The following is a 12,242-nucleotide window of genomic DNA, read 5'->3' as shown; positions in this document are numbered from 1 at the left end:
CGCAAGCATTAATTAGCACCCAGGTGGTGCTGCCGGCAGGTCTCCTAGGCGTTCAAACCTACAGGAGACTTGCCATGCCCCCCCCTCCAGTATCTGTTCCCGGCCTGCATGGCCCCTTCATCTTGCAACGCCTGCCCGCCTGGATCAGGCACGCCAGGCCCGAAAACTTCGACCAGATGGGCGCTCACCTGCTGCCGGAACAGCATGGTCGCGACCAGGGCGACTGGTTTACGGCCGCCAGCGAGGTTGAAAAAAAGCTACTGGCCGATTACCAGATACGCAGCCGCCGTTCCGGGCAACGCCTGGCCCGTGAGCTGAAGGACTTCAAGGGCATTGGCGCGTTTTGCGAACCCTTGCTCAAGGCCCGCCTCAAGGCCGACCTCGGTGCCGAGCCTGATATCGACAACGATGAGTTCGTGCGTATCGAGCGCGAATCGGTGTTGCTGGGGGTAATGCTCAAGACCATCCCGCGCCGCCAGCGCCTGATGCAGGCCGCGTTGCAGAACTTTGCCGCCGACAGCGAGTTTGAAGACGGTACCGCGCTGGCCCCCAAGGATGCGTTCTTCCTTGAGCGGGTGCCGGGTAGCGAGCAGGGCTACCCGCGTTTTCGCTATCGCTACTCGCAAAAGCTCGATATCGATCCCCAGGCATTTGCCCACTTGTGCCATGACCTGGATCTGGGTGGGCAGTACCAGCGTCACCTGAGCGAGGTGTTCGAGCATCCGCGCAGCAGCGTCAGGCGCCGTACCCTGGCCATCGAACTGTACAAGGACCTGCTGCGGGTCGGTCTGCAGGTCGCTTTTCTCAAACAGCAGATCAGCGAGCAGGCCCGCGCGGTGCTGCTGGAGCTGGTCCAGGGCGCGCAGAGCTGCCAGGTCAGCCCCAAGGTATGCTGTTCGAGCACATGGCCAATGTCACCGCAGCGCAACTGGACAGCGCCGCAACCGAGGTGCTGGAGGGGGAGACGCCGGAATCCTTGAAGGCGGGTATTTCGGGGCGGGACTTCTGGATCGACTTTCTCAAGACGCGTTATGCGACACGTTTCGATGAGGTCAACAAACCTTACTTTGCCCGGCTGGAAGCGCTGGACGCCGACAAGCAGACGATGAGTGACCAGGCGTACCGCACTCGCTCGGAAACCATTGGGCAACGGCGCACGTTGGACGAGCAGCGCTTGATCGAGACGCTGACGACGGATATCTGGAATAGCGTGCCGGATCAGGTTACCCGTTTGTAACCCTGTTGGCAGTGCAACTGGCACCCGTGCCGAGTGAGGCTCGGGCGCCGTTTTGCATCAGCGACGACGGAACAGCGGTTGCGGTTCGTCAGTGGCGGCCTGGTAGGTCACCGAAAAGTCCTGCAGGCTTTGCAGCGCTTCGACCGGGTCCTTGTCGGCACGCAGGGCAAAGGCGTCGAAGCCGCAACGCTTCATGTAGAACAACTGGTCACGCAGTACGTCGCCAATGGCGCGCAGCTCGCCGGTGAACTTGTAGCGGTCACGCAGCAGGCGCGCATTGGAGTAGTTGCGCCCGTCGGTGAAGGCCGGGAAGTTCAGGGCAATGACCTGGAACTGGTTGGCGACTTCGCCGATTTCTTCGGCTTCTTCATCGGCGTCCAGCCACACGCCCAGGCCGCCGTCGCGGGCCATGAGCATATGGCCGTGTTCACGCCACAGCTGCAGTGGAACAATGTAGTCGTCGCAGTTGGTCACTTCGTCGATGCTGAAGTCCTTGGGCAGCAGGTGCCAGGTTTCGTCGACGATCTGGTTGTTCTTAATGATTCGCTGCATAGACGCGTTCCTTGAATGGGTCGATGCCAATACGTTGGTAGGTGTCGATGAAGCGCTCGTCTTCGGTACGTTTTTCAACGTAGACGTCGATCAGCTTCTCGATCACATCCGGCATGTCGTCCTGGGCAAAGGAAGGGCCGAGGATCTTGCCCAGGCTGGCGTCACGGCTGGCGCTGCCACCCAGGGAGACCTGGTAGAACTCTTCGCCTTTCTTGTCCACCCCGAGGATGCCGATATGGCCGACGTGGTGGTGACCACAGGCGTTCATGCAGCCGGAGATATTCAGGTCCAGCTCACCGATATCGAACAGGTAGTCCAGATCGTCGAAACGGCGCTGGATGGATTCGGCGATCGGGATCGACTTGGCGTTGGCCAGGGAGCAGAAGTCACCGCCCGGGCAGCAGATGATGTCGGTCAGCAGGCCGATGTTCGGTGTTGCGAAGCCGTTTTCGCGCAGCTCCAGCCACAAGGCGTGCAACTGGCTCTGCTCGACGTCGGCGAGGATGATGTTCTGCTCGTGGGAGGTACGCAGCTGGCCGAAGCTGTAGCGCTCGGCGAGGTCGGCGACGGCATCCAGTTGCTTGTCGGTCAGGTCACCCGGGGCCACGCCAGTAGGCTTGAGCGACAGGGTCACGGCCACGTAGCCGGGCTTTTTATGCGCCAGCACGTTGCGCGTGCGCCAGCGGGCAAAGCCTGGGTGCTGCTGTTCGAGTTCGCTGAAGTCGAGGTTGTCCAGCGCCTTGTAGTCCGGGTCGACGAAGTGCTTGGCCACGCGGTGCACTTCGGCTTCGGTCAGGGTAGTGCTGCCGCCGCGCAGGTGGACCATTTCGGCCTCGACCTTCTCGGCAAACACTTCAGGGGTGAGCGCCTTGACCAGGATCTTGATCCGCGCCTTGTACTTGTTGTCGCGACGGCCGTAGCGGTTGTACACGCGCAGGATCGCGTCCAGGTAGCTGAGCAGGTCCTGCCAGGGCAGGAACTCGTTGATGAAGGCGCCGACCACCGGGGTACGGCCCAGGCCGCCACCGACCAGTACGCGAAAGCCCAGTTCGCCGGCTGCGTTGTACACCGGCTCCAGGCCGATATCGTGCACTTCGATGGCCGCGCGGTCGCTGCTCGAGCCGTTGATGGCGATCTTGAACTTGCGCGGCAGGTAGGCGAATTCGGGGTGGAAGGTGGTCCACTGGCGAACGATCTCGCACCACGGGCGCGGGTCGATCACTTCATCGGCAGCGACACCGGCGAACTGGTCGGTGGTGACGTTGCGCAGGCAGTTGCCGCTGGTCTGGATCGCGTGCATCTGCACGGTGGCAAGCTCGGCCAGAATTTCCGGGATGTCTTCCAGGGCAGGCCAGTTGTATTGCACGTTCTGCCGGGTACTGATGTGGGCGTAGCCCTTGTCGTAGTCGCGCGCGATCTTCGCCAGCATCCGTGTCTGACGCGACGTCAGCTGGCCGTAAGGCACGGCGACCCGCAACATCGGGGCAAAACGTTGGATATAGAGGCCATTTTGCAGGCGCAGGGGGCGGAACTCTTCTTCGCTCAGTTCACCGGCCAGGTAGCGGCGGGTCTGATCACGGAACTGCTTGACGCGGTCCTCGATGATCCGCTGATCGTACTCGTCGTATACGTACATAGGGGTCCTGTTCTCAAGCTGCTTGCAGCTAATCGCGCGCACGGCCGCGCACTCCGATGCGGAGCCGAAGAAAGATAGCAGTTTGCGTTTATGCGCAAAAGTGAAGTTTTTGCATATGAAAAGAACCATTTGGACTAAGTGAGACTGACTGGCGTTTAGCCAATGTGCCACTACGGGCGGTTATAATCGGTGGTTTGAATAGCGGGAGCGTTAACGCATGCTCAAGGCCTTGTGCCAAAGCCTTTGCCTGAGCCTGCCACTGGTGGCTGGCGCACAGGCGGCTTCAGTGGTGTTTCTCAATCCGGGCTATTCCAACGAGACCTTCTGGGTCAGCTATTCGCGTTTCATGCAGGCTGCCGCCGACGACCTGGGCATGCAGCTGAGTATCCAGTACAGCGAACGCCGGCCGGAGCTGGCGCTGACCCAGGCCCGGGAAGTGCTCGAAGGTCAGCGGCGCCCGGACTACCTGGTGCTGGTCAACGAACAGTACATCGCCCCGGAGATCATCCGACTGTCCCGTGACAGCGGGGTCAAACTGTTTCTGGTCAATAACGGCCTGACCCCGAACCAGGCCGAGCTGATCGACAGCCACCCGGACAAATACCCGCCGTTGCTCGGCACCCTGGTGGGCAACGACGAGCAGGCTGGCTACCAGATGCTCAAGCAATTGATCGCCTTGCGCGCGCAGCCGGGCCTGACCCGGCCGCTGGAACTGCTGGCGTTTTCCGGGCTCAAGACCACCCCGGCCTCGCAATTGCGCGAGCAGGGTATGCGCCGCGCCCTGGCCGAGCACCCCGAAGTGCGCCTGCGCCAGGTGGTGTATGGCGGCTGGGGCAGGGAGCGCGCCTATGAGCAGGCCAAGCAATTGATACAGCGCTACCCGAAGATCGAGCTGGTGTGGTCGGCCAATGACGAGATGGCCTTTGGTGCCATGCAGGCGATTGTCGAGGCTGGGCATGTGCCGGGCAAGGACGTGCTGTTCAGTGCCGTCAACAGTTCGTCGGCGGCGCTGCAGGCGCGCATTGACGGGCGCCTGAGCGTGCTCATGGGCGGGCACTTTTCCCTGGGCGGCTGGGCCATGGTGTTACTGCACGATGATGCGTTGAAACTGCCAATTGATCGGGACGGGCGCCGTGAACATCAGGTGCCGGTGTTGCAAATGATCGACCCGCTGCGAGCGCGGCGCTGGCTGAACCTGCAGGAACAGGCCGACTACGGCCTGGATTTCAACCGTTTTAGCGCCCAAGGGCACCCGGGCGACTACCGTTATCCGTTCCTCAAGGCCCCCGTCGAATATTGAAATGCCCCTGCTTGAGCAATGGCCATTGCTGGACTTAACTGCAACGGGTTACATGCATTCCCATAACCACTACAAGAGGCGATGCAATGGGAAATTCGACCAAAGCGGGTAAGCCTGACAGCAGTGTCGATGCCTGGGCGATACTCTGTCTGATCATCCTGGTGGTGGTGACCGCCGTGTATTGGGTCAGCCACCAGTGACATCACGCGATGGGTAACAGTGAACCGCCCGCAGAAGGGATATCTGCGGGCGGACTGCTGTTTAGCGGGCGGTAAGGTGCATGGCCAGTTGCACCAGCCCGATCAGTACCAGAATGAAAAGCAAGGTGAACACGGTGCCCAGCGCAATAAAGTGGCTGGCCTTGCCGTGGTTGAAGTCGCGGGCGCGGTTCTTGCCGCTTTGCACCCCGAACGCCGCCGCCAGGATGCTTTGCAGCATCTGCCAGAAGGTTGGGGGTTTGCCTTGGGCGGGTTCGTCCATGAGGGGCTCCTTATAGAAGGCATCTCCCCCAGTGTAGACGGAAGCTGCAAGCTGCAAGCTGCAAGCTGCAAGCTGCAAGCTACAAGCTACAAGCTACAAGCTACAAGAGGCTGATGCGCCCTCTTGCAGCTTGTGGCTTGCAGCTTGCAGCTTCAGTTGTCATAGCCAAGGTTAGGCGCCAGCCAGCGCTCGCTTACGCTCAGGTCCTGCCCCTTGCGCACCGTGTAGCTCTGCACCTGGTCCTTGTCGATCTTGCCCACGGCAAAGTACTGCGCCTGCGGGTGAGCGAAGTACCAGCCGCTGACCGCCGCCGCCGGGAACATGGCGAAGTGATCGGTGAGGAACACGCCGCTGGGGCCGGTTTCGCCGATGGCGGTGCCGTCGAGCAGGCGGAACAGGGTTTCCTTCTCGGTGTGGTCCGGGCAGGCCGGGTAGCCCGGGGCAGGGCGGATACCCGCGTACTGCTCCTTGATCAGCGCCTCGTTGTCCAGGTGCTCGTCCTTGGCATAACCCCAGTAGTTTTTCCGCACCTGTTCATGCAGCCACTCGGCGCAGGCCTCGGCCAGGCGGTCGGCGAGGGCCTTGACCATGATCGAGTTGTAGTCGTCGCCCTTGTCCTGGTAAGCCTTGGCCACTTCCTCGGCGCCGATGCCGGCGGTGGTGATGAAGCCACCGACGTAATCGGTGATGCCGGTCTCTTTTGGCGCAACGAAGTCGGCCAGGGAGAAGTTCGGCTTGTTGTCCGGCTTGATGGTCTGCTGGCGCAGGTGGTGCAGTTGTGCCAGCGGCTGGCCGTCGGCGCCATAGACTTCGATGTCGTCATGGTTGACCTGGTTGGCCGGCCAGAAACCGAACACCGCGCGGGCGCTGATCAGCTTCTCGTCGATCAGCTTGGCGAGCACCTCCTGGGCATCCTTGAACAGCGCGGCGGCCGCTTCGCCGACCACTTCGTCGGTGAGGATGCGCGGGTACTTGCCGGCCAGGTCCCAGGAAATGAAGAACGGCGTCCAGTCGATGTAGGCGGCCAGCACCTTGAGGTCGATGTCCTTCAGCACTTTGACGCCGGTGAAGCTCGGTACCACCGGCTGATAAGCGGCCCAGTCATATTTCGGCTTGGCGGCAATCGACTGCTCGTAGCTCAGGCGCTCGGTGCGGGCGCTGCGGTTGGCGGTGCGCTCGCGGACTTCAACGTAGTCCTGGCGGGTCTTTTCGACGAAGCCCGGCTTGAGCTCCTTGGACAGCAACTGGGTGGCGACCCCCACGGCACGCGAGGCGTCGGTGACGTAGATCACCGCGTCGTTGCTGTATTTGGGCTCGATTTTCACCGCCGTGTGCGCCTTGGAGGTGGTGGCGCCGCCGATCATCAGCGGCAGGTGGAAGTCCTGGCGCTGCATCTCACGGGCAACATGGACCATCTCGTCCAGCGACGGGGTGATCAGCCCGGACAGGCCGATGATGTCGCACTTCTGCTCGCGGGCGGTCTGCAGGATCTTCTCGGCCGGGACCATGACCCCAAGGTCGACGATGTCATAGCCGTTGCAGCCGAGCACCACGCCGACGATGTTCTTGCCGATGTCGTGCACGTCGCCCTTGACCGTGGCCATGAGGATCTTGCCCTTGGCTTCGGGCTTGTCGCCTTTTTCCGCTTCGATGAACGGAATCAGATGGGCCACCGCCTGCTTCATTACCCGCGCGGACTTGACCACCTGGGGCAGGAACATCTTGCCGGCGCCGAACAGGTCACCGACCACGTTCATGCCGCTCATCAGCGGGCCTTCAATCACCTCGATGGGGCGCGCGCACTGCTGGCGGCATTCTTCGGTGTCTTCGACGATAAAGGCAGTGATGCCTTTGACCAACGCGTGTTCCAGGCGCTTGTCGACTGGCAGTGAGCGCCATTCTTCGTTCTCGACTTCCTTGACCGCGCCACCGCCCTTGTAGTCGTCGGCGATAGCGAGCAGGGCGTCGGTGCCGTGCGGGGTGCGGTTGAGCACCACGTCCTCGACCTTCTCGCGCAAGGCTGGCGGGATTTCGTCGTAGATCTCCAGCTGGCCGGCGTTGACGATACCCATGGTCAGGCCATTCTGGATCGCGTGGTAGAGGAACACCGAGTGGATCGCCTCGCGCACCGGGTTGTTGCCGCGGAACGAGAACGACACGTTGGATACCCCGCCCGAGGTCAGGGCGTAGGGCAGATGGTCGCGGATGTAGGCGCAGGCTTCGATGAAGTCGACGGCGTAGTTGTTGTGCTCTTCGATGCCGGTGGCGACGGCGAAGATGTTCGGGTCGAAGATGATGTCTTCCGGCGGGAAGCCCACTTCATTGACCAGGATGTCGTAGCTGCGCTGGCAGATCTCGCGTTTGCGCGCAGCGGTGTCGGCCTGGCCGACCTCGTCGAAGGCCATCACTACCACGGCGGCGCCGTAGCGCTTGCACAGCTTGGCGTGATGCTTGAAGGCCTCGACGCCTTCTTTCATCGAGATCGAGTTGACGATGCCCTTGCCCTGGATGCATTTGAGGCCCGCTTCGATCACGTCCCATTTGGAGGAGTCGATCATGATCGGTACGCGGGAGATGTCCGGCTCGCCGGCGATCAGGTTGAGGAACTTGACCATGGCTGCCTGGGAATCGAGCATCCCTTCGTCCATGTTGATGTCGATCACCTGGGCGCCGGCCTCGACCTGCTGCAGGGCGACTTCCAGGGCTTCGGTGTAGTTCTCTTCGCGGATCAGCCGGGCGAACTTGGCGGAACCGGTGATGTTGGTGCGTTCACCGACGTTGACGAACAACGAATTGCGGTCGATGGTGAACGGCTCCAGGCCCGACAACCGGCACGCCTTGGGGATGTCCGGAATGGCCCGTGGCGGGTACTTGGCCACCGCTTCGGCAATTGCCTGGATATGCCCGGGGGTGGTGCCGCAGCAACCGCCAATGATGTTCAAAAAGCCGCTGGCGGCGAACTCTTCGACCACCACGGCCATCTCGGCCGGGGTTTCGTCGTATTCACCGAAGGCGTTCGGCAGGCCGGCGTTGGGGTGCGCCGAGACATGCGTGCCGGCCTTGGTCGACAGCTCTTCGAGGTAGGGGCGCAGGTCCTTGGCGCCGAGGGCGCAGTTCAGGCCCACGGAGATCGGGTTGGCGTGGCGCACCGAGTTCCAGAAGGCTTCGGTGGTCTGCCCCGACAGGGTCCGGCCGGAGGCGTCGGTGATGGTCCCGGAGATCATGATCGGCAGTTCGACGCCGTCCTCCTCGAACACCTGCTGCACGGCGAAGATCGCCGCCTTGGCGTTGAGGGTGTCGAAGATGGTTTCGATCAGGATCAGGTCGGCGCCGCCCTCGATCAGGCCGCGGGTGGCCTCGATGTAGTTTTCTACCAACACATCGAAGGTGACGTTGCGGTAGCCCGGGTCGTTGACGTCGGGGGAAATCGAGCAGGTGCGGCTGGTCGGGCCGAGTACGCCGGCAACGAAGCGTGGTTTGTCCGGCGTCTCGAGGGTCTTGGCGTCGGCCACCTGGCGGGCGACGCGCGCGCCTTGCACGTTGAGCTCGTAGACCAGTGCTTCCATGCCGTAGTCGGCCTGGGAAATCTGCGTGGCGTTGAAGGTGTTGGTTTCGAGAATGTCGGCGCCGGCGTCCAGGTAGGCTTTCTCGATAGCGGCGATGACGTCGGGGCGCGACAGCAGCAACAGGTCGTTGTTGCCTTTGACATCGCTTGGCCAATCGGCGAAGCGCGTGCCACGATAGTCGTGTTCCTCGAGGCGGTAGCTTTGGATCATAGTACCCATGCCGCCATCGAGAATCAGGATGCGCTCTTTGAGTGCTTGCTGAAGTGCTTGGAAACGAGCGCTGCGGTCAGACATAGGACTACCTGGTCGGGCAAAAACAAAAGTTGCGGAATAATAACAAAGCTGCGCGGTTTTTAGACGTGTTGAAGATTTACATGAATTTCATTCATGTTGGCACGCCGCCAGCACCGGTAGAATCGTGAAGCTATCAATACCCAGGACATTCGGCACATGGTGCATCGCTTACTTGCCGGCGCTTTCGCTCTGTTCATCAGCGGCGTGGCGTTGGGGCAAGCCCCTCAATCAAGCTCGGCTATTTCGTATACCCGGGACATCCAACCGATCTTTACCGAGAAATGCGTGGCCTGCCACGCCTGCAACGACGCGGCCTGCCAGCTGAACCTGGGCAGTGCCGAGGGTGCCTCGCGGGGCGCTTCGAAAGTGCCGGTGTACCAGGGCGACCGCAGCACGGCGGTGGCGCCGACGCGGCTGTTCTACGACGCCAACAGCACGCAAGCCTGGCAGCGCAAGGGCTTTTACTCGGTACTCGACAACCAGGGCAGCCAGGCTGCGCTGATGGCGCGGATGCTCGAACTGGGGCACAAGACCCCGCTGACGCCCAACGCCAAGCTGCCCGAGGAGATCGTCCTGGGCCTGAACCGCAACAACATGTGCCCGCTGCCCGGCGAGTTCGACGCCTATGCCGGCGCACACCCGAAAGAGGGCATGCCGCTGGCGGTCACCGGCCTCACCGATGCCCAGTACCAGACCCTGCAACGCTGGCTGGCGGCCGGTGCGCCGGTGGAGCACAACCCGATCCAGCCGAGCGCCAAAGAGGCCGCGCAGATCGCCGACTGGGAGGCGCTGCTCAACCGCCCGGGTTCGACCGAAGCGCTGGTCGGCCGCTGGCTGTACGAGCACCTGTTCCTGGCCCACATTCATTTTGTCGGTGGCGAGCAGGGGCACTTCTTCCAGTGGGTGCGATCGCGCACGCCAAGCGGCCAGCCGATCGACCTGATCGCCACGCGCCGGCCCAATGACCCGCCGGGCACCGACTTCTATTACCGGCTGATGCCGGTGCAGGGCGTGATCGTGCATAAAACCCACATCACCTACCCGATGGGCCCGCAGAAGCTCAAGCGCGTCAAGCAGCTGTTCTACAGCGGCGACTGGCACGCCAATGCGCTGCCCGGCTATGGCCCGCGCCACCGTGCCAACCCGTTCGAGACCTTCGAAGCGATTCCGGCGGTGGCCCGCTACCAGTTCATGCTCGATAACGCCGAGTACTTCGTACGCACCTTCATCCGTGGCCCGGTGTGCCGTGGCCAGATCGCCACCGACGTGATCCGCGACAACTTCTGGACGCTGTTCCAGGAACCGGCCCACGACCGCTACCTGACCGATGCCGAGTATCGCGGCCAGGCCACGCCGCTGCTGGCCATGCCCGGGCAGATCGACGACGTCGGCAGCATCCTGACCCTCTGGCATGCCTACCGCGACAAGCGCAACGAGTACGAAAAGCTGCGCCGCGATGCCTATGCCGAAGTCCCGCCGCCGAGCTGGTCGACCCTGTGGGCCGGTAATGACAACGCGCTGTTGACCATCTTCCGCCACTTCGACAGCGCCTCGGTGAGCAAGGGCCTGATCGGTGACGTGCCGAAGACCATCTGGCTGTTCGACTACCCGCTGTTCGAGCGCACCTATTACCAGCTGGCGGTCAACTTCGACGTCTATGGCAACGTCTCGCACCAGGCGCAGACGCGGCTGTACTTCGACCTGATCCGCAATGGCGCCGAGGTCAACTTCCTGCGCCTGATGCCGGCCGATGCCCGTGCTGCGATCCTCGGCGACTGGTACCAGAACAGCGGCAAGGTGAAGATGTGGATGGACTATGAGGACATCGACACCGACACCCCGAGCGCGCTGAAGCTGGATAAACGCGACCCCAAACGCGACTTCGGCCTCAAGCTGATTCAGCGTACCGGCAGCCTCAATGCCACGCCCGACCCGATCAACCGCTGCCAGGGTGCCTACTGCTCGCGCCCGCAGATGAGCGAAGCGTTCCGCGATGTCGAACAGGCCCTGAGCCGCCTGGTATCACGCCCGGCGGCCGGCCTCAAGGTGATCAACCAGTTGCCGGAAGCGACCATGCTGCGCATCGAAGGGCCGGGCGGCCAGCGCCAGGTCTACAGCCTGCTGCGCAACCGCGCCCACAGCAACGTCGCCTTCATGCTCGGCGAGGCCTACCGTTACCAGCCGGGCCTGGACACCCTGACCCTGGTGCCGGGCGTGCTCAGCAGCTACCCGAACTTCATCTTCAACGTCCCGGCCAGTGATGTGCCGGAGATCGTCGAGGACCTGGAAGCGGCCCGTGATGACACCGCCAAGTTCGAGCGTATTGTCATGCGCTGGGGCGTGCGTCGCAGCCATCCGCAGTTCTGGCAGTACTTCCATGACCTCGACAGCTACATCAAGGAGACCGAGCCGGTAGAGTCGGGCGTGCTCGACATGAACCGCTACGAGAATCTCTGAACATGATCTTTTCCGACAGAATTACTAGGACTTTGTTCGGCGGCCAGGTTGGCGTAAACTGCCGACAAGTCTGTGAGGAACTTCCATGAGCGCCATAACTATTACCGACGCCGCGCACGATTACCTGGCCGATCTGCTGGAAAAGCAGAACACCCCGGGTATTGGCATTCGCATTTTTATTACCCAACCGGGCACCACCTACGCCGAGACCTGCATTGCCTACTGCAAGCCGGGCGAAGAGAAGCCGGAAGACCAAGCGGTGGGCCTTAAATCCTTCACCGCCTACCTCGACGCGGTCAGCGTGCCGTTTCTCGAGGACGCCGTGGTCGACTACGCCACCGACCGCATGGGCGGCCAGCTGACCATCAAGGCGCCGAACGCCAAGGTGCCGATGGTCAACGAAGACAGCCCGATCAACGAGCGTATCAACTACTACCTGCAAACCGAGATCAACCCGGGGCTGGCCAGCCACGGCGGCCAGGTCAGCCTGATCGAAGTGGTCGAGGACGGTATTGCCGTGCTGCAGTTCGGTGGCGGTTGCCAGGGCTGCGGCCAGGCCGACGTGACCTTGAAGGAAGGCATCGAGCGGACCTTGCTCGAGCGTATTCCGCAACTCAAGGGTGTGCGTGATGTGACTGACCACAGTCAGAAAGAGAACGCCTACTACTAGCTCCATAGGGCCCCATCGCTGGCAAGCCAGCTCCCACAAGGTTCGGTGCA

9 protein-coding genes are annotated in these 12,242 nt (G+C 62.2%); 5 read left to right on the top strand and 4 right to left on the bottom strand.

Annotated elements, in window-relative coordinates; translation table 11 throughout:
• Positions 1-74: 74 nt before the first annotated feature.
• Entirely contained in the window at positions 75-980 is a 906-nt protein-coding gene (locus tag PspR32_RS14860; protein WP_159388787.1) for a dermonecrotic toxin domain-containing protein, read from the top strand.
• Positions 905-1,237, top strand: coding sequence for a hypothetical protein (locus tag PspR32_RS14855; RefSeq protein WP_159388786.1), 333 nt, complete (start codon positions 905-907; stop codon positions 1,235-1,237). Before PspR32_RS14860 ends, PspR32_RS14855 begins: the two co-directional genes overlap by 76 nt.
• Before the next feature lie 57 nt (positions 1,238-1,294).
• Here the strand turns inward: PspR32_RS14855 and PspR32_RS14850 are convergent, their stop codons facing one another.
• Positions 1,295-1,789, bottom strand: a complete 495-nt coding sequence (locus PspR32_RS14850) for a DUF934 domain-containing protein (protein WP_010223700.1) — start codon at positions 1,787-1,789, stop codon at positions 1,295-1,297.
• A complete protein-coding gene (locus tag PspR32_RS14845; RefSeq protein ID WP_159388785.1) occupies positions 1,773-3,425 on the bottom strand; it encodes a nitrite/sulfite reductase in 1,653 nt (550 codons plus the stop codon). The genes PspR32_RS14850 and PspR32_RS14845 overlap by 17 nt, the downstream gene beginning before the upstream one ends.
• A gap of 217 nt (positions 3,426-3,642) precedes the next feature.
• On the opposite strand from PspR32_RS14845, the gene PspR32_RS14840 reads away from it, so the two are divergent.
• Positions 3,643-4,725: an ABC transporter substrate-binding protein gene (locus PspR32_RS14840; RefSeq protein ID WP_159388784.1), complete on the top strand. Its 1,083-nt coding sequence runs from the start codon at positions 3,643-3,645 to the stop codon at positions 4,723-4,725.
• Positions 4,726-4,986: 261 nt separating this feature from the next.
• Here the strand turns inward: PspR32_RS14840 and PspR32_RS14835 are convergent, their stop codons facing one another.
• Positions 4,987-5,205 carry a DUF2970 domain-containing protein gene (locus tag PspR32_RS14835; RefSeq protein WP_010223692.1) on the bottom strand — a complete coding sequence of 73 codons (219 nt, stop codon included), beginning with the start codon at positions 5,203-5,205 and terminating at the stop codon, positions 4,987-4,989.
• A 152-nt stretch (positions 5,206-5,357) separates the two neighbouring features.
• Entirely contained in the window at positions 5,358-9,065 is a 3,708-nt protein-coding gene (gene metH, locus PspR32_RS14830; protein WP_159388783.1) for a methionine synthase, read from the bottom strand.
• Positions 9,066-9,221: 156 nt separating this feature from the next.
• Between metH and PspR32_RS14825 the strand changes: the two genes are divergently transcribed.
• Together PspR32_RS14825 and nfuA are read left to right on the top strand one after the other, a co-directional pair.
• Positions 9,222-11,522: a fatty acid cis/trans isomerase gene (locus PspR32_RS14825; RefSeq protein ID WP_159388782.1), complete on the top strand. Its 2,301-nt coding sequence runs from the start codon at positions 9,222-9,224 to the stop codon at positions 11,520-11,522.
• A gap of 85 nt (positions 11,523-11,607) precedes the next feature.
• Positions 11,608-12,192, top strand: a complete 585-nt coding sequence (gene nfuA / locus PspR32_RS14820) for a Fe-S biogenesis protein NfuA (RefSeq protein WP_010223686.1) — start codon at positions 11,608-11,610, stop codon at positions 12,190-12,192.
• Positions 12,193-12,242: the final 50 nt, after the last annotated feature.

This window comes from Pseudomonas sp. R32 (genome assembly GCF_009866705.1).
Lineage (GTDB): Bacteria > Pseudomonadota > Gammaproteobacteria > Pseudomonadales > Pseudomonadaceae > Aquipseudomonas > Aquipseudomonas donghuensis.
The sequence above is the reverse complement of the archived record's forward strand: the minus strand, read 5'-3'. Positions and strand labels throughout refer to the sequence as shown.